Genomic DNA, 16,901 nt, shown 5'->3' on the forward strand with positions numbered 1-16,901 from the left:
TCCACAATCCGCCTTTTTCGGCGGTCGTGAGGCCCTCCGTGCCCTGAGATGGGGGAATGGACCTCGCCGAGCCCCTGACGCTTCCCCCGACACCGGAGCCCGCCCGCAGGCCGCCGATCCCGAAGCTCGCCGCCCTCGTGCCGGTGGCCGCCGGCATCGCGATGTGGGCGGTGACCGGGTCGCTGCTGGCGCTGTGCTTCGCGGCGCTCGGACCGCTCATGATGCTCGCCTCGGTCGCCGACGGCATACGTCAGCGACGGCGTGAGCAGAGGCGGGCGGAGGCGGATGCCGCCGAGCAGTGGCGCCGAGCCGACGCCGCGCTCGCGCGCCGCCATGCCGCCGAGCGCGAGGCGCTGCAGCACCGGCACCCGGATGTGCGCACCTGCCTGGAGGAGCCGCCGCTCGGCGAGGCCGGATTCGGTGCCAAGACCATGCTCGTCCTCGGCCGCGGCACGGCGACCAGCACGATCCGCGTGAGCGGCGGCGACGGCGAGCGCGCCGAACGATTCCGGGCGCGGGCGGCGCTGCTCGACGAGGCGCCCGTCGCGGTGGAGCTCGGCGGCGGCATCTGCATCCGGGGCGCGCGTCCTGTCACCGCCGCCGTCGCGCGGGCGCTTCTCATCCAGCTGTGCACGCGCTTCCGCGCGACCCGGCTGACCCTCGCGGGCGACGACGCTCTCGCGGTGCTCGGACTCGATCAGCTCCCGCACGCGCGGCCGCGCGCGCGGGAGGCGGCCCGACTGGCGGTCGCCTTCGGAATCTCTCGCGATCCACGAGCCGACGCCGTGCTGTGTCTGCTCGGGCCGGAGGACGAGCTCCCCGAAGGCGTCTCGACCATCGTCGAGTGCGAGGACCCGACGCGGGCCCAAGTGCGCAGCAGCGCCGGGGTGCGACGCGTGCATCTCGATGCGCTCTCGCGTGCGCAGGCGCAGCGCATCGTCGCCGGATGGGCGCAGGAGACCGGAGACGAGTCGGCGGTCCCGGTGTCGCTGACGCTGAGCGAGCTGTCCGCGCCCTCGGAGGCCTCGGGTCTCCTCGCCGTCATCGGCCGCGGGGAGCGGGGCGAGCTGCACATGGACCTCGTCGCCGACGGCCCCCACGCGATCGTGACGGGGATGACGGGCGCGGGAAGAGCGAGCTGCTGATCACCTGGGTGACCGCGATCGCGCAGGCGCACGCGCCCGAGGAGGTGAACTTCGTCCTCGCGGATTTCAAGGGCGGGACGGCCTTCGATCCGCTGCGGACGCTGCCGCACGTCGCGGCCGTGATCACCGACCTCGACGAGGAGGGCGCCCAGCGCGGTGTGCAGAGCCTGCGTGCCGAACTCCGGCGCCGCGAGGAGGTGCTGGCCGCGGCCGGAGTCCGCGACGTCGCCGATCCCGCGGTGGAGCTGCCGCGGCTCGTGATCGTCGTGGACGAGTTCGCGGCGCTCCTCCACGAGCATCCGGATCTCGGCGAGGTGTTCACCGACATCGCCGCACGGGGAGGGCGCTGGGCATGCACCTCATCCTGGGCACGCAGCGGGCGGCCGGAGTCATCAGGGAGGCGCTCGCGGCGAACTGCCCGCTGCGGCTGAGCCTGAGGGTGACGGATGCCGCCGACAGCCGCACCGTCCTCGGCGTGGGCGATGCCGCCGAGCTCCCCGGCGACGCGGCGTCCCGCGGCCTTGCGATCGCCCGGCGTCCGCGGGACGACGCACCGCATCTCGCGCGTGTGGCGCTGACATCGCCCGCCGATCTGGAGAGGGTGCGCCGGCGCTGGGAGGGCGCTGCCCCCGCACGAAGCCCGTGGCTGCCGGCGCTGCCCACCCGGCTCGATCTCGCCGAGCTCTCCCGTGGCGAGGGCGACGGGGCGCTGGTGATGGGGCTCGCCGACGAACCCGCGCGCCAGCGGCAGAGCCCGGTCCTGCTGCGCTGCGGCCAGGATCGCGGTCTCGCGGTCTTCGGCGGCCCGCAGAGCGGGAAGTCCTCGCTCGTGGCGCTGCTGGCCGCTCAGAGCCCGGCCGCGGGGCTGATCGGGCCGGATCCGGAGGCCGCCTGGGACGCCGTCACCGTGCTCGCCGCCGGAGAGGCTCCGGCTCCGCCTCTGCTGCTCATCGACGATCTCGACGCGCTGATCGCCCGCTATCCCGCCGAGTACGCGCAGGCCTTCGCCGAGCGGGCGGAGCAGGCCGTGCGGCGGGCCGCCACCGAGAAGACGACGGTGGTCGTGACGGCGAGCCGGGTCACGGGGGCGGTCGCCCGCATCGCCGACCTGCTGCCTCAGCGGGCCCTGCTGGCGCTGCCGTCGCGCGCGGATCACCTCGCGGCGGGCGGAGCGGCGGGCGACTACCTGCCCCGGCGCGCGCCGGGAAGAGCGCATCTGGACGGCCGGGAGGTGCAGTTCGCCTTGGCGTCCGGGTTCTGCCGATGCAAGAGCCCGCCGTCGAGCCGTGGCGGCCGAGCGCCCTCACCGCGGTCGTGTGCGCGCAGCCGCAGCGGATGGTCGCGCAGCTGCGCGAGTCGCATCCGGATGCCGTCGTCTCCCCGGTCGGCGAGGTCCGGCCGGGCGCGGCATCCGATCCGCTCGAAGGCCACGATGCCGGCAACGGTCTGCTGCTCGGGGCGGGGCCGGATCCTGCTTCGCTCGTGGTTCTCGGGGCCGGGCCCTCCATCGGAACCGGCCGAGAGCCCCGTCCATCCCAGGGATTGGCCGCCACGGCATCGTCCGCACCCTCCGTGCTCGTCGGCGACGGCGAGGCCTGGCAGCGGCAGTGGGCGCTCTGGCAGCGGCTGCGAGCCGAGGCCGATGTGGTGGTCTCCGCCGAGTGCACGGGCGAGCTGCGCACGCTCGTGGGGATGCGCGACCTGCCGCCCTACGCGCTCGCGCACGCCGGACGGGCGTGGTGGTTCCGCGCCGGTGCGCGCCCCGCGCGGATCCTTCTGGAGGCGACCGGGTCGCTCAGGCGCTGAGGGCCGACACACGGATGCGGCCGACGCGCTCCCCGCCGCCGAGCACGTCCAGCGGCAGCACCGCTTCGAGGCGGGCGAGATCGTCCGCCGAGAGTGCCCGTGCTGGGTGAGGAGAGCGGCGGCCACGAGGGTCGCGGCGCGCCCCGAGCCGTCCAGGGTCTTCAGCGCCACGGTGGTCTTGTCGGGCGCGACCATGACCATGACGCCCTCGGCGCCGCCCTTGGCGAAGACGCCGAGGGTCTCGATCGCGAGCGTGTCGGGGCGGCCGGGGCCGTCGATCGTCCACGGGTTCTCGCGCACGGCCCGCACGATGGAACCGGCCACGCGGTGCAGCGCGAAGGGAGAGCGGTCGGAGGCGCCGCCGACGCGGTGGATGCCGCGGGCCAGGCCCAGCAGCGACATCGCGTAGACGGGGGCGCCGCATCCGTCGATCGCCGTGTGCCCGACCTTCTCACCGGCCAGACGTTCGACGACCTCCCGCACGTGCACCTGCAGAGGGTGCTCCGGGTCGAGGTAGCCGGCCGTCGGCCAGCCGGTCGCCGCGCAGGCGCGCAGCATCGCGGCGTGCTTGCCGGAGCAGTTCATGCGCACGCGGGCCGGGGCCGTGTGCTCGCGGACGAGCTCGTCGCGGGTGGCGGTGTCTCCCGGCCAGGCCGGCGGGCACCCCAGGTCGTCTTCGGTGAGTCCGGCCCCGGCGAGGACGTCCCGCACGACGGCGGCGTGGCGGTCGGTTCCCGCGTGGCTCGCCGTGGCCAGCGCGAGCCCGAGCGGCTCCAGCTCGGCGCCCGCGGTGACGGAGGCGACCGCCTGCAGCGGCTTCAGGCTCGATCGCGGCAGGATCAGCGCCTGCGGGTTGCCGTATGCGGCCAGGACCTCGCCGTCCGGCGAGAGCACGACGGCGGCGCCGAGATGGCGCGACTCCACGAATCCGCTGCGTTCGACGACGGCGAGCTCGACGACGTCGTTCAGAGTGAGTGTCTCCGGCATCCTTCCAGCCTAGGACGTCGCACCCGGCATCGTGCGTTCGCGCCACGCGAGGACAGGCGAAGACGCCGGGACACGCGGATGCGGCGGCACCCTTCCCGTCTGCACGTGTTCGCCGGCCTGCGCGCCCTCCTGCGCGGTGCGTGGCGGCCGGGGCGGACGCCTGGAAGACTGGTCGGGTGAGCACCGCATCCGCTCGTCCTCTCGGCGAGCATCACTACGCACTGACCACCACCTGGACCGGCAACCGCGGGACCGGCACGAGCGGCTACCGCGACTACACCCGTGATGTCACGGTCGAGGTCGCGGGCAAGCCCGCGCTGCTCGCCTCGGCCGACAAGCCCTTCCGCGGCGACCCGAGCCGGTGGAACCCCGAAGACCTGCTCGTGGCGGCCCTCAGCGAGTGCCACCTGCTCTCGTACCTGCACGCCTGCGTCACGGCCGGTGTCGTCGTGATCTCCTACCGCGACGAGGCGACCGGCCTCATGCGCGAGACCGGAGCGGGCGGAGGAGCCTTCGCCGAGGTGACGCTGCATCCGCAGGTCGTCGTCGCCGAGGAGTCGATGGTCGTCGCAGCGGAGGCTGCGCACGCCCAGGCGAACGAGTGGTGCTTCATCGCGAACTCGGTGAACTTCCCCGTGCGACACGAGGCGACGATCACCGTCGCCGGCACGGACGCCTGAGCCGGAGTGCGCGCCGGCATCCGCTCACGGAACCGGGTCAGCGGCGCTCGTGGGGGAGAGCCTGCTTGATCTTCTCGATCGGGCCGTGCGCGGGCGCCTCGTTGTAGGTGCCGGCGAGCTCCTGCTCGGAGAGCGCGTGGATCGCCGCCATGATCTCGTCGGTGGCCGTGCGACGGGCCCTGCCCGAGTTCGCCGCGCCGTGCGTGGACAGGTCCAGCGGTGCACCGAAGCGCACCGTCACACGCTCGCGCAGCGAGGGGAGCTTCGCGCCCTTGGGCATCACGCGGTCGGTTCCGATGAGTCCGACCGGCACGACCGGCGCCCCCGTCTGCAGGGCGAGGAAGGCGACGCCCGTGCGCCCCTTGTAGAGCCGGCCGTCGGTGGAGCGGGTGCCTTCGGGGTAGAGCGCGACCGCAAGGCCCTCGTCGAGGAGCTGGCGCTGCTGGTCGAGGGCGTCCAGCGCGGCCTGTCCGGCGCCGCGGCGCACGGGGATCGCCCCGATGGACTCGAAGAAGCCGCGGCTGATCGCCCCCGACAGGCCCGTGCCCTCGAAGTAGCTGGATTTGGCGAGGAAGTGCACCGGGCGCGGTGCGGCGACGGGGATCGCGATCGAATCGATGAAGGAGAGATGGTTGCTCGCGAAGATCACGGCACCCGTGCGCGGCACATTCTCTCGGCCCTCGACCCGCGGGCGGTAGACGAGTCGCGCGAGAGGGCTGATGATCATGCGGCCGGTGCGATAGCGGAACCCGGCCCGCTTGGGGTGCGCTGCTGTTCGCCGGTGTCTTCCGTCGTCGCGGACTCGTCACTCTGCTCAGCAGTCATCCCTCCAGAATAATCCTGCTTCCATGCATCCTCCGGCATGCGCCGCGCCGCCTCTCCCAGCGCCCGCAAAGCCGTATGCGGCAATATGGAGACGTCCCTCATCCTTTCCCGAAGGTTTTCCTGTGCGCATTCGCTCTCTCGCCGCTGTCTCCACGGTCGTTGCGACGGCTCTTCTGCTGTCGGCCTGCTCCGGCTCCACCGACCCCGAGACCCCGGCGACCCCGGATGCCGCGGGCGATCAGTGCACGGTCGCGGCGGAGCCCGGCGCGGCATCCGACTCGGTGACGATCGAGGGCGAGTTCGGCGAGGTCTCGACCGCCGTCTTCGAGACCGGCCAGAGCGTCGAGGAGCTCGAGCGCACGGTCGTGGTGGAGGGCGACGGCGCGCGGGTGGCCGCCGACGAGTACGTCGAGTACGCCCTCAGCGCCTTCGACGGCGAGACCGGCGAGCGCCTGGGAGATGCCGGCTACGAGGACGGCGAACTGCTGCCGGGCATCAACTCCGAGGCGACCGGACTGCTCCAGGTGATCGGCTGCGCCACCGTGGGAAGCCGCCTGTCGGTGGCCTTCCCCGGCTCCGCACAGGCCGGCCCGCAGCTGTACATCGTCGACGTCCTCGGCATCACGCCGATGGCGGCGTGGGGCGAGGAGCAGGAGCCGACTCCGGGCATGCCGGAGGTCACGCTCGCCGAGGACGGCGCCCCGACCGTCGTCATCCCGGATGCCGACGCCCCCGAGGAACTGCAGATCGCGGTCCTCAAGGAGGGCGACGGCGTCGAGGTGGCCACCGGCGACACCAGCCTCCTGCAGTACTACGGCGTCGACTGGGCCACGGGCGAGACCTTCGACCAGTCCTGGAGCAACGGTGCGCCGCTGGTCCTCGAGGGCAACCCTTATGTGGCCGGCTTCGTCGCCGCGCTCGAGGGCCAGAAGGTCGGCTCGCAGGTGCTCGTCGTCATGCCGCCCTCCCTGGGCTACGGCGAAGACCCCGAGGCGCACGACCTCGGCGGCAAGACGCTCGTCTTCGTGATCGACATCCTCGCCACGCAGCATCCGATCGTCGGCTGAGACCCGCGGGGCTAGTCTGGGCGGTATGCGTCGCGTCATCGTCCTCGGCTCCACCGGTTCCATCGGCACCCAGGCGCTCGAGGTGATCCGCGCCAATCCGCGGCGCTTCGAACTGGTCGGCCTTGCCGCAGGCTCGAACGCCGAGCTCGTGGCCGAGCAGGCCGAGCTCTTCCAGGTCGAGCACACGGCGCTGGGCGCGGAGGAGTCCGCACAGCTCGTGCGCGATGTCGAGGCCGATGTCGTGCTGAACGCCATCACCGGCTCCATCGGGCTCGGTCCCACGCTCGCCGCACTCCAGGCCGGGCGCACGCTCGCCCTGGCCAACAAAGAGTCGCTCATCGTCGGCGGCACGCTCGTGACGGCTGCCGCGGAGCCCGGGCAGATCGTCCCGGTCGACTCCGAGCACTCCGCGATCGCCCAGGCGCTGCGCGCGGGGGAGCGCTCCGAGGTGCGCCGGCTCGTGCTCACCGCCTCGGGCGGGCCGTTCCGCGGCCGCTCGAAGGAGAGCCTGGCATCCGTCACCCCCGAAGAGGCCCTCGCGCATCCGACGTGGGACATGGGGCGGGTCGTGACGACCAACTCCGCCACGATGGTCAACAAGGGGCTGGAGGTCATCGAGGCGCACCTGCTGTTCGGCGTCGAGCTCGACGACATCGAGGTCGTCGTCCATCCGCAGTCGATCGTCCACTCGATGGTCGAGTTCATCGACGGCTCCACGATCGCGCAGGCCTCGCCGCCCGACATGCGGCTGCCGATCTCGCTCGGGCTCGACTGGCCGCACCGCATCGGGGGCGTCGGCGCGCCCCTGGACTGGAGCGCCGCCACCAGCTGGACCTTCGAGCCGCTCGACGACGAGGCCTTCCCCGCCGTGCGTCTGGCCAAGCGCGTCGGTCGCGCCGGAGGCACCTTCCCCGCGGTCTACAACGCCGCCAACGAGGAGGCGGTCGACGCCTTCCACGAGGGGCGCATCCCCTTCACGGGCATCGTCGAGACCGTCGAGCGTGTCGTCGAGGCGCACGAGGCGCCGCCCGCCCTCACCCTGGAGAGCCTCGCCGAGGCCGAGTCGTGGGCGCGGTCACGCGCGCAGCAGTTGCTGGGAGCCGCCGCGGAGGGCTGACCCGCGGGCATCGCGTGCGGACGTCGTCCGGCTCAGCCCTCGCTCTCGGTCCCTGAGCTCGTCGAAGGGTCGCCCCATCCGGCGTCCCGCAGTGCGTCGAGCATGAGCTGACGCGGGCTGTACGGGTAGCGCACGCCCTGGATCTCACGGAAGTCCTGGTGGCCGGGGCCCATCCACAGCACGACGTCGTCGGGGCCGGCGAGCGAGACGGCCTTGACGACCGCATCCTCGGGCGGGGAGATATTGTAGAGCCCGCCGGGGGCGGGTTCTCGGCGGCGCCGGCGTAGAGCGCCGCGCGGATGGGCTCGGACTCCTCCCACCGCAGGTGGTGGTCGGTGATGATCGCGATGTCGGCGTGCTCGACGGCGGCCTTGCCCATGGCGTGGCGCTTGGACTGGTCGCCCGAGCCGCGGACGCCGAAGAGGACGATGAGCTTCCCCTTGGTCAGCTGCCGCACCGATCGGGTCGTCTTCTCGAAGCTCTCGGTGTTGTGGGCGAAGTCGAGGTACACCTGCGGGCCGCGACCGGTGGTGACGAGCTCGGTGCGCCCGGGGAGGACGGTGCGGATGCCGCCGTCGCGCTCGAGAACGGCGACGATGTCGTCCCAGGCGATGCCGCCTTCCAGGAGCATGACGATGGCGAGTCCGGCATTGGCGGCCATATGCGCCCCGGTCGTCGGGATCGTCGTCTCCAACGTGCCGGCCGGGCCGCTCAGGCGGATCCGTGTCGCGTTCAGGCCGTGCTCGAGCACCTCGACCTGCCAGTCGGCGGTCGCGGCGAGCGCGGCGTCCTCGGCCAGTTCGGCCGTGGCGATGGTGGTGACCGGGATGTCGGCCTGCTCCACGACGGTGCGCCCGGCGGCGGTATCGAGGGAGACGACGGCGCGCTTCGAGCGCTCCGAGCGCAGCATGGGGAGCTTGCCGGCGAGGTAGTCGTCCATGTCGGCGAACTCGTTCATGTGGTCGCGCTGCAGATTGGTGAATCCGGCCACGTCGTACTCGATGCCATCGACACGGTTGCGGATGATCGCCTGCGCGCTGACCTCGAGGGCGAGATGGCTGACGCCCTTCTCCCGCATATAGGCGAAGAGCGCGTGCAGCTCGCTCGCCTCGGGCGTGGTGAGTCCTGCCATGACCACCTCGCCGTCGATGTGGCGGTGCGCGGTGGACGACATTCCGGATCGGATGCCGAGCTGCTGCAGGAGCGCATCCTGCAGGTGCACGGTCGAGGTCTTGCCGTTCGTGCCGGTGACGCCGAAGGTGAACGGCATGTTGCCGTCGTTGCCGTAGATCCAGGAGGCGAGGGCGGCGAGCACCGTGCGCGGGTCATTGGTGACGAGGACCGGCAGCCCGGTCTCTGCGGCGATGTCGGCACCGGCGGCATCCGTCACGACTGCCACGGCACCGCGCTCGCGCGCGTCGGCGGCGTAGGTCGCTCCGTGCACGCGGGCTCCCGGAAGAGCCACGAACACCTCGCCGGAGCGAATATCGCTCGAGGCGTGTGTCACGCCGCGGGTCGCGATCCCTTCGATGTCGCCGCGGACCTCGAAGCCGAAACGTTCCGCGAGCTCGGTCAGCGTGCGGGGAGCGTTGTGCTCCGGTCGCAGCACGGGAGGGATGCTCTGCTTCATGGGGTGATTCTCTCCACTTCTCCGGCTCTGGCGACATCACGTGCCCGAGCGCATCGTCCAGTCTCTCATGCCCGCCTCCGCGCTCCGGCGGGCTCCGATCCGCCGCCGGTGGTCGATGTTGCCACCCTGGCGTGCCCCGTCCGCGACCTGCGCGTGCCGGCGGTCTCAGTTGTTGCGGGTTGCGGGCTGGCCGACCCGCAACAACTGAGACACGCAAGGTGGTTGCTGCGCGAGGGCGCTCAGACTCGGGAGCGGCGCGCCCGCAGGGCGGTGCCCAGCGCGGCCAGGCTCACGGCGAGGGCCGTGCCGGAGAGGATCCAGGGGAGGACGGATGCCGCGGCATCCGATTCCGACGCGTGTTCGCCGGTGCCGTGCGCGCTGCCTCGGTCGCCGTGAGCCGCGTGCCCGGATCCGCCGTCGGCCACCGCGAGCACCGGCGCGGGGGCATCGAGATCGTGCGGGTCCTGCCCCTCGGCGGCGAGCTCGGTCCACTCGGCGGTGCCGTCCGCGCACGTCTGCACGACGGGGAAGGCGAGGGTGTCGGGCGCGTCCTCGGCGATGCGCACCGCCATGCTGACCGCGCCGCGCAGTTCGTCGGGGATCGGGGCGAGCGCGGTGTAGGTCACGACGGAGACGAGGCCGTTGTCGCCGCGTTCGATCGCGATGTCCCAGTTCGCGTCCGCCGTCGGCGACACCGAGGCGAGCCCTTCGGGCATCTCGAAGCGCAGACCGGTGGTCGGCGAGTGGTCGCAGCCGTGCGTGAAGGCGAAGGTCAGCACGCTCGACGCTCCGCGGGACGCCTCCTCGGGCGAGACCCCGATGTGGGCGCTCGCCGCGAGCGGTGCGGCCAGGGCGAGGCCGGTGCCGAGGAGGGCGCCGGTGACGATGCGGGTGATGCGGGTGGAAGAGGTAGACATGGGTGTTCTCCTGAACGGTCGATGGGATGTCTCGAGGGGATGCCGTGAGCGCACGGCCACGGGCGCGCCGATCCGGCGCTGCGCGCGGGAGGCGCCGCTGCGCGCGGACGACAACTCCGGAAGAATCGCTCTTCGTGAGGGAGCCGCGCCCGTGTTTCCGCGCACCGACAGTCGGACGAACGGGGTTCTTCCGGAGTTGTCGGCGCGCGGCGAAGCGCTCAGACGGCGAGCGTGACGGCCCGTGGGCCGCCCGGGATCGCGGGAGGCCCACGCCGTGAGACCGGGCCGAGCGCGGCGGCGCGCAGGACCGGCATCCGATCGATGAACCCGGCGGGAGTGAGATGCGCGGGAGCGGGCACCGCGGGCAGCGGGCGCAGGGCGGCGCGGACCCAGCGGACGACGGCGAGAAGGAGCTGTTCGCCGTGCCAGAGCAGCAGCGTCGTCAGGAGCGCGGCGGCCGCGTGCGCGGCGAGCATCGCGGGGCCGGTCGCCGCCCCTTGCGTGACCGGGCCGAGCGCGACCGGGTCGACGTGGTGCGCGTGCCCGGCCGTCGCTCCGCCGGCGGTCGTTCCGAGCGCGTGGAACAGGGCGTGGAACACGCCCTGGCTGACGAGGACGCTGAGGGCGACCCGCACGCGGTGCGGCGTCGGCCCGACCAGCAGTGCTGCGACCGGCGTCAGGAACACGGCGAGGGTGATGACGAGCAGCGGATGCGGCGGCGCCCCGCCACCGAGCGTGTGCGACATCGCCGCGAGGAGCGTGGCGAGCCAGGAGGCGGACGTCGCACGCAGCAGGCGGAGCTGGCGGGCGGTCACACCGTCAGCCTAGAGGAACGCCATCGGCCCGCTGGACCCGAGATCGGAGGCGCCGGGCGTGTCCGACTCCGGAGGAATTCCTCCTCGGCCCACTGCCCGCGCACCGGAGCACGGCGTGTCGGCCTGACATCCGTCATCCGCTCCGGAGCCGAGGACACCCGCCTATCCGGCCGCACCCGCCACCGCACGCCGCTCAGCGGATTCCACGACGCGCCCACTACGGTGGGCAGGTGGACATCCTGCTGTATCTGGGCGGCATCCTCTTCATGGTGCTGGCCCTGACGATCTCGATCGCCCTGCACGAGATCGGGCACCTCGTGCCGGCGAAGCTCTTCGGCGTGCGAGTGAGCCAGTACATGGTCGGCTTCGGCAAGACCCTGTGGTCGACGCGCCGGGGCGGGACCGAGTACGGCGTCAAGGCGCTGCCGCTGGGCGGCTACATCTCGATGGCGGGCATGTACCCGCACTCGGGGGCGACCAAGCCCGCCGGCGGAATGTTCCGCACGCTCGTGCAGGAGGCGCGCGACGCCAACGACGAGACGATCGTGGCGGATGCCGAGACGGGTGTCTTCTACCGGCTGCCGGTGTGGAAGCGGGTGATCGTGATGCTCGGCGGCCCGTTCATGAACCTGCTCCTGGCGCTCCTGGTCTTCACGATCGTCTTCTCGGGGATCGGCGTGCAGCAGGGCACGACGACCATCGCGACGGTGTCGGAATGCGTGCTGCCTGCCGGCTCGACCCAGACCGAGTGCGGGCCGGAGGATCCGGCGGCGCCGGCGGCCGAGGCCGGGCTCCTCCCGGGCGATGTGCTGCTGTCGGTCGACGGGCAGGACGTGGAGACCTTCGCGGATGCCGCGGCGATCGTCCAGGCCTCGCCGGGGGAGTCGCTTCCCGTCGTCGTCGAGCGCGACGGTGCCGAGGTGGCGCTCACGCTGACGCCGGTGCTCGCCGAGCGTGCCGTGTTCGACGAGCGTGGGCAGCCCGTCGTCGATGAGGACGGCGCCCCGGTGACGACCGAGGTCGGCTACGTGGGCATGGGCGCACAGGTGAGCTTCGTGCCTCAGCCGATCGGCGCCGGCGCGGAGTTCACCTGGGAGAACACGCAGGCCGTCGCCGGGATCATCGTCCACCTGCCCGCACGTCTCTGGGATGTCGCGGTCTCGACCTTCACGGGCGGTGAGCGCGACCCGAACGGGCCGCTCAGCGTCGTGGGAGTCGGGCGCCTGGCCGGCGAGGTTGCCGCCACCGATGCGCCCGTGCTCAACCGCGTGTGGACGCTGCTGAGCCTGACGGGGTCGCTGAATATCGCCCTGTTCGTCTTCAACCTCATTCCGCTCCTGCCGCTGGACGGCGGACACGTCGTCGTCGCGCTCTGGGACGGGCTGCGCCGCGCCTGGGCGAAGCTCTGGCGCCGTCCGCCGCCCGCGCCCGTGGATGCGACGCGGCTCGTGCCCGTCACGATCGTCGTGGCGGCGCTGCTGATCGGCATGGGCGCGCTCCTGCTCATCGCCGATCTCGTCAATCCCGTCAACCTGCTGGGGTAGCTGCCGTCGCCGCACGGATGTCGAAAACGGGCTTGCCCGTTCGCTGACGCCATGCGACGGTCGAATCGGCCGTGCGATACGCCGACGGAGGAGACCCATGAAGTACGTGCTGATGTTCACGTCCACCCTGTGCACGATGCGGCGGTGCCGCCGGAGCGCGCGCAAGAGATCTATGCGCAGGTCTACGAATGGTTCCAGCAGAACGCGGCGGTCTTCGCGGAAGCGGGCGCCGAGCTCCAGTCGGTCGAGACGGCCAGCACCGTGCGCCATCGCGCGGGCGGGCCGGTGATCGTCGACGGGCCGTTCACCGAGGCGCGGGAGGCGGTGGGCGGATTCGCCGTGGTCGATGTGCCGGATCGGGATGCCGCGCTCGCGCTCGCCCGCACGTGGCCGATGCTCGTCCTGCCGGGCACGTCGGTCGAAGTGCGGCCGATGGTGACCGACTACAGCCAGTTCGAAGAGTGATCCCCGAAAGTGTCGAAAACGGCCTTGCCCGTTCGCTGACTCCATGCGACGGTCGAATCGGCCTCGCGACACGCAGACGGAAGGAAGACCCATGAAGTACGTACTCATGTTCACATCGGATCCCGAGCGGGATGCCGCGGTCCCGCCGAGCGGCAGGAGGCCGATCTGCAGCGGATCTTCTCCTGGTTCGAGGAGAACGCCGCGGTCGTCCTCGACGGCGGCGCGGCGCTGCACGGAGTGGAGACCGCGACGACCGTGCGCGCGGGCGGGGAGGGCCCGGTCGTCGTCGACGGCCCCTTCTCGGAGGCCAAGGAGGTGATCGGCGGCTTCTCGATCGTCGACGTGCCGGACCTGGACGCCGCCATCGCGCTCGCGAAGACCTGGCCGTCGCTGGAGCTTCCCGGCAACTCCGTCGAGATCCGGCCGATGTACGACGATGAGGAGCTCTTCGGGCAGTGATGCGATCGGATGCCGCGAACGACCGTGCGGGGGCATCGGATGCGGTGCTCGCGGAGACGGTCCGTGCCGAGGCGGGGCGGATCGTCGGGGCGCTCGCGCGCTTCTTCGGCAGCATCGACGTGGCAGAGGAGGCCGTCGCCGAGGCGGTCGAGGAGGCGCTGGGCGCGTGGCGGCGGGCGGGGGTGCCGCCAGGCGCCGCCGCATGGCTCACGATCGCCGCACGCCGCAACGCCCTCGATCGGATGCGGCGCGCGAAGCTCCATCGCGACCGGCTCCCGCTCCTCGCGCCGATGCCCGACGCCGTGCCGCCCGCCGGGCAGGGCGGGGAGGCGGACGACAGGCTTCCGCTGCTGTTCGGATGCTGCCACCCGGCGCTCTCGCCGGAGGCGAAGCTCGCCCTGACGCTGCGCGCGGTGCTCGGCGTGACCACGGCGCAGATCGCTCAGGCGACGCAGGAGCCGGCGGCGACGGTCGGACAGCGGATCAGCCGGGCCAAACGGAAGATGGCGGCCTCCGGCATCCGACTGCGGATCCCGGAGGGCGCGGAGCGCGCATCACGCCTGGATCTCGTGCTCACGGTGATCTCCGTGATGTACGACACCGCCCATCATCGTCCCGGCGCCGACGCGCGGGCCGATCGCGATCTCGCCGAGGACGCGCTCTGGCTCGCCTCGGTCGTGGCCGAGGAGCTCCCGGGCGAGGCCGAGGCGCACGGCTTGCGGGCGCTGCTGCTGTTCCATCGGGCGCGGGACCGTGCGCGGTCGCAGGGCGGCGAGTTCGTGCCGCTGCCGCAGCAGGATCGACGGCTGTGGGATCGATCGCTGATCGCCGCCGCCCACTCCTCGCTGGAGCGCGCGGCGGCGCTGCGGCGGCCGGGGCGATGGCAGCTGCAGGCCGCGATCGCGGCGTGCCACTCGGATGCGGCCGAGGCGGCCGACACCGACTGGCCCAGGTGCTCGCCCTCTACGATCTGCTGCTGCGCTACGACTCCTCGCCGTTCGTGCGGTTGAACCGCGCGGTCGCGCTCGCCGAGGTGGCCGGGGCCGAACCGGCGCTCATCGAGGTCGACGCCCTCGCGGGGCGCTTCGAAGAGTACCACCTCTGGTGGGCGCTGCGGGCGGATCTGCTGCGGCGGCTCGGGAAGCCGGATGCCGCGCGCGGCGCCGACCGCCGTGCCCATGCGCTCGCGGCGAACGAGGCCGAGCGGCGTCTGCTGGCCGCGCGGTTGGACGCCCCCGGTCGTTGAGCGAGGCGACCCCGGTGACTTCGCGACGGGCAGGCTGCGGGCGATCAGCCCCTCCCGGTCGTTGAGCGAGCGCAGCGAGACGAAACGCCCTGGCGTCGATCGCGATCAAGTGGCATGCGAGGGTACAGGGGGTCTGCGGGAGCGAGCCTCGGGAGGGCCCACGCGAAGCGTGGGAGGGACCCTCCGCTCGCTCCCGCAGACCCCCGGAGCCCGACCACAACCAGTCCAGCCCTTCAGCTCAGCGCGTGAGCCACCAGCCGCTCCAGCGTCGTCATGCCGTCGCGCGAGAGGATCGACTCCAGGTGCCCCTGCACGGAGGCGAAGCCTTCGCCGCGCAGCGCGTAGACATCGCCGCTGGCGGCATCCGCTGACACCTCGGCCGCGCCGACCTGTGTCGTCCCGGGGGCGACGCGCGCCGTGAAGGTGTTGTAGAAGCCGATCGAGGCGTCTTCGCCGAAGACGGGCACGCTCTTCTGCAGGCCCTGATGAGGCGCCGCGAGCGGCTCGAGGGCGATGCCGAAGCCGTCGCTGAGGATCTGGTGACTCAGGCACACGGCCAGCAGCGGTGCGCCGGAGCCACGGCGGCGGGCGACGATCTCGCGCATGCGGGCGATGCGGGGAGGGCGGCGTCACGCGGATCACCGGGGCCCGGGCCGGCGACGAGGAGATCGGCGGAGTCGACGGCGGCATCCGACACCTCGTCCCAGTTCACGATCTCGACCGAGAGGCCCAGATGGCGCAGCTGGTGCGCGAGCATTGTGGTGAAACGGTCCTCGGCGTCGACCAGGAGGGCCGAGCGGCCGGCGAAGGCGTCGCCGGTGTGGTCCTGCTGCGGCTGCAGCCAGAAGTCCGCGAGGCGCGAGTTGCGGGAGGCGAGAAGGGCGGCGACGTCGGGGTCCGCGGCGAGGTCCGTGTGCTCGCCCGGGGCGTCGGCGTCCTCGCGGGCTTCGGCGACGGTATCGCGCGGGATCGCCCCGATCGCCCCCAGCACGCCGGCCGCCTTGCCATGTGTCTCGCCGACCTCGCCGTGCGGGTCGGAGTGTCGCACGAGCGTCGCCCCGACCGGGACGCGCAGGGTCTGCTCATCGAGGTACACGGTGCGGATGAGGATCGGCGCGTCCAGATCGTGCGAGCCGGCATCGTTCGGGGTGAACAGCGCAGCGACGCCCGAGTAGTAGCCGCGGGGTTCACGCTCATGGCGTCGGATGACCGTGCAGGCGTTCTGCATGGGCGACCCGGTCACGGTGGGCGCGAACATCGTCTCGCGCAGGATGTCGCGGGGTCCATCGTGCTGCGCCCGCGCAGCATGTACTCGGTGTGCGTCAGGCGCGACATCTGCTTGAGGTGGGGGCCGGTGATCCGGCCGCCGTCGGAGCAGACGGCGCTCATCATCTTCAGCTCTTCGTCGACGACCATGAACAGCTCCTCGGTCTCCTTGGTGGAGGTGAGGAACTCGATGAGCGATTCCTTCGTCGCCCCGCCCGCCGGATGCCGGAACGTGCCCGAGATCGGGTTCATGGTGACGACGCCGCCCCGGGCGACGACGTGCGCCTCAGGGCTCGCACCGACGGCGATCACACCGGGGGTGACGACGGCGAAGGTCCAGTACGCGCCCCGCTCGTGGGCGAGCAGCGCCCGGAACCAGGTGAGGGCCGCCTGTCGCTCGTCGGCGTCTATGCGGGCGGTGAAGTCGCGGCGGATGACGAAGTTCGCTCCCTCGCCGCGGCCGATCTCGTCGGCGATGACCCGCTCGACGATCTCGGCATATTCCTCGTCGGCGAGGTCGAATCCGGCATCCGACAACGGCACGGCGACCTGGGGAGGGCGGCCAGTGCCGCTTCGCGGGGGAAGTGCCGGTGCTCGTCGACGAGCAGGCAGCGCAGCGGCGCCCCGTCGTCCTGCGCGACGAAGCCGCGCTCGCGCACCTGCCGGTAAGGGACCATCGCGAACACCTCGCGCGCCTCCGTGCCGGTCCCCGCGCCCGTCGACGAGTGCAGCGGGATGTCGGCGAGCAGGTCCACATCGCGGACCTCGCCCGTGAGCACCTCGACGGTCTCCGCGCCGTCGCGCGCGATGAGCACGAAGGAGGCGGCCGGATCGGCGGCGAGCTGGGCGAGCAGGGCGGCGGGATCGGTCATCGATCACTCCTGGGATTCGGGCGGCTCAACCAAGAAAGACCGCCGATGCGGGCGGTCTGG

General features: G+C 72.4%; 16 protein-coding genes and 2 pseudogenes. 11 read left to right on the forward strand and 7 right to left on the reverse strand.

What is annotated here, in order from left to right:
• Positions 1-56: 56 nt before the first annotated feature.
• A complete protein-coding gene (locus KAE78_RS12295) occupies positions 57-1,145 on the forward strand; it encodes a hypothetical protein (protein WP_223171034.1) in 1,089 nt (362 codons plus the stop codon).
• An 8-nt stretch (positions 1,146-1,153) separates the two neighbouring features.
• Complete coding sequence (locus KAE78_RS12300; protein WP_262927659.1) at positions 1,154-1,576, forward strand: FtsK/SpoIIIE domain-containing protein; 423 nt, start codon at positions 1,154-1,156, stop codon at positions 1,574-1,576.
• A gap of 547 nt (positions 1,577-2,123) precedes the next feature.
• On the opposite strand, the gene KAE78_RS17895 is transcribed toward KAE78_RS12300, so the two are convergent.
• The gene (locus KAE78_RS17895) at positions 2,124-2,246 is read right to left on the reverse strand and encodes a hypothetical protein (protein ID WP_262927660.1); all 123 of its coding nucleotides are present in this window, start codon (positions 2,244-2,246) and stop codon (positions 2,124-2,126) included.
• Positions 2,247-2,408: 162 nt separating this feature from the next.
• Here KAE78_RS17895 and KAE78_RS12305 point away from each other — a divergent pair, with 162 nt between their 5' ends.
• Positions 2,409-2,951, forward strand: a complete 543-nt coding sequence (locus KAE78_RS12305; protein WP_223171035.1) for a hypothetical protein — start codon at positions 2,409-2,411, stop codon at positions 2,949-2,951.
• Here KAE78_RS12305 and KAE78_RS12310 read toward each other — a convergent pair.
• A pseudogene (locus KAE78_RS12310) lies at positions 2,941-3,938 on the reverse strand (asparaginase). The gene KAE78_RS12305 and the pseudogene KAE78_RS12310 overlap by 11 nt on opposite strands.
• A 176-nt stretch (positions 3,939-4,114) precedes the next feature.
• On the opposite strand from KAE78_RS12310, the gene KAE78_RS12315 reads away from it, so the two are divergent.
• A complete protein-coding gene (locus KAE78_RS12315; protein ID WP_223171036.1) occupies positions 4,115-4,618 on the forward strand; it encodes an OsmC family protein in 504 nt (167 codons plus the stop codon).
• Between the two features lie 37 nt (positions 4,619-4,655).
• Here KAE78_RS12315 and KAE78_RS12320 read toward each other — a convergent pair whose 3' ends face one another.
• A complete protein-coding gene (locus tag KAE78_RS12320; RefSeq protein WP_223171037.1) occupies positions 4,656-5,345 on the reverse strand; it encodes a lysophospholipid acyltransferase family protein in 690 nt (229 codons plus the stop codon).
• Positions 5,346-5,565: 220 nt separating this feature from the next.
• Between KAE78_RS12320 and KAE78_RS12325 the strand changes: the two genes are divergently transcribed.
• A complete protein-coding gene (locus KAE78_RS12325; protein WP_223171038.1) occupies positions 5,566-6,510 on the forward strand; it encodes an FKBP-type peptidyl-prolyl cis-trans isomerase in 945 nt (314 codons plus the stop codon).
• A 25-nt stretch (positions 6,511-6,535) separates the two neighbouring features.
• Positions 6,536-7,627 (forward strand): 1-deoxy-D-xylulose-5-phosphate reductoisomerase, encoded by a 1,092-nt coding sequence (gene dxr / locus KAE78_RS12330; protein ID WP_223171039.1) that lies wholly within the window; start codon positions 6,536-6,538, stop codon positions 7,625-7,627.
• On the opposite strand, the gene KAE78_RS12335 is transcribed toward dxr, so the two are convergent.
• The 3 genes from KAE78_RS12335 to KAE78_RS12345 all read right to left on the reverse strand — a co-directional run bounded on the left by KAE78_RS12335 (position 7,545) and on the right by KAE78_RS12345 (position 10,989).
• The gene (locus tag KAE78_RS12335) at positions 7,545-9,257 is read right to left on the reverse strand and encodes a Mur ligase family protein (protein ID WP_223171040.1); all 1,713 of its coding nucleotides are present in this window, start codon (positions 9,255-9,257) and stop codon (positions 7,545-7,547) included. The two genes, dxr and KAE78_RS12335, sit on opposite strands and share 83 nt — an antisense overlap.
• Positions 9,258-9,496: 239 nt before the next feature.
• Positions 9,497-10,174 carry a YcnI family protein gene (locus tag KAE78_RS12340; RefSeq protein WP_223171041.1) on the reverse strand — a complete coding sequence of 226 codons (678 nt, stop codon included), beginning with the start codon at positions 10,172-10,174 and terminating at the stop codon, positions 9,497-9,499.
• Between the two features lie 218 nt (positions 10,175-10,392).
• Positions 10,393-10,989, reverse strand: a complete 597-nt coding sequence (locus KAE78_RS12345; RefSeq protein ID WP_223171042.1) for a hypothetical protein — start codon at positions 10,987-10,989, stop codon at positions 10,393-10,395.
• 230 nt (positions 10,990-11,219) lie between these two features.
• On the opposite strand from KAE78_RS12345, the gene KAE78_RS12350 reads away from it, so the two are divergent.
• From KAE78_RS12350 to KAE78_RS12370, 5 genes are all read left to right on the forward strand, one after another.
• Positions 11,220-12,533, forward strand: coding sequence for a M50 family metallopeptidase (locus KAE78_RS12350; protein ID WP_223171043.1), 1,314 nt, complete (start codon positions 11,220-11,222; stop codon positions 12,531-12,533).
• 129 nt (positions 12,534-12,662) lie between these two features.
• On the forward strand, positions 12,663-12,998 hold the full coding sequence (locus tag KAE78_RS12355; protein WP_223171044.1) for a YciI family protein: 336 nt from the start codon (positions 12,663-12,665) through the stop codon (positions 12,996-12,998).
• Between the two features lie 255 nt (positions 12,999-13,253).
• Positions 13,254-13,457, forward strand: coding sequence for a YciI family protein (locus tag KAE78_RS12360; protein ID WP_411155944.1), 204 nt, complete (start codon positions 13,254-13,256; stop codon positions 13,455-13,457).
• Positions 13,457-14,467, forward strand: a complete 1,011-nt coding sequence (locus KAE78_RS12365; protein WP_223172490.1) for an RNA polymerase sigma factor — start codon at positions 13,457-13,459, stop codon at positions 14,465-14,467. Before KAE78_RS12360 ends, KAE78_RS12365 begins: the two co-directional genes overlap by 1 nt.
• Positions 14,410-14,703 (forward strand): hypothetical protein, encoded by a 294-nt coding sequence (locus KAE78_RS12370; protein ID WP_223171045.1) that lies wholly within the window; start codon positions 14,410-14,412, stop codon positions 14,701-14,703. Before KAE78_RS12365 ends, KAE78_RS12370 begins: the two co-directional genes overlap by 58 nt.
• Positions 14,704-14,936: 233 nt before the next feature.
• On the opposite strand, the pseudogene KAE78_RS12375 reads toward KAE78_RS12370, so the two are convergent.
• A pseudogene (locus KAE78_RS12375) lies at positions 14,937-16,841 on the reverse strand (anthranilate synthase family protein).
• Positions 16,842-16,901: the final 60 nt, after the last annotated feature.

This window comes from Microbacterium sp. NIBRBAC000506063, assembly GCF_017968845.1.
GTDB lineage: Bacteria > Actinomycetota > Actinomycetes > Actinomycetales > Microbacteriaceae > Microbacterium.

What these genes read in the sequence shown, in the direction of transcription:
- KAE78_RS12320 (WP_223171037.1), bottom strand. Translation starts at nt 5,345, where the DNA reads ATGATCATCAGCCCTCTCGCGCGACTCGTCTACCGCCCGCGGGTCGAG.
- dxr (WP_223171039.1), top strand. Translation starts at nt 6,536, where the DNA reads ATGCGTCGCGTCATCGTCCTCGGCTCCACCGGTTCCATCGGCACCCAG.
- KAE78_RS12365 (WP_223172490.1), top strand. Translation starts at nt 13,457, where the DNA reads ATGCGATCGGATGCCGCGAACGACCGTGCGGGGGCATCGGATGCGGTG.
- KAE78_RS12305 (WP_223171035.1), top strand. Translation starts at nt 2,409, where the DNA reads ATGCAAGAGCCCGCCGTCGAGCCGTGGCGGCCGAGCGCCCTCACCGCG.
- KAE78_RS17895 (WP_262927660.1), bottom strand. Translation starts at nt 2,246, where the DNA reads ATGCGGGCGACCGCCCCCGTGACCCGGCTCGCCGTCACGACCACCGTC.
- KAE78_RS12340 (WP_223171041.1), bottom strand. Translation starts at nt 10,174, where the DNA reads ATGTCTACCTCTTCCACCCGCATCACCCGCATCGTCACCGGCGCCCTC.
- KAE78_RS12335 (WP_223171040.1), bottom strand. Translation starts at nt 9,257, where the DNA reads ATGAAGCAGAGCATCCCTCCCGTGCTGCGACCGGAGCACAACGCTCCC.
- KAE78_RS12295 (WP_223171034.1), top strand. Translation starts at nt 57, where the DNA reads ATGGACCTCGCCGAGCCCCTGACGCTTCCCCCGACACCGGAGCCCGCC.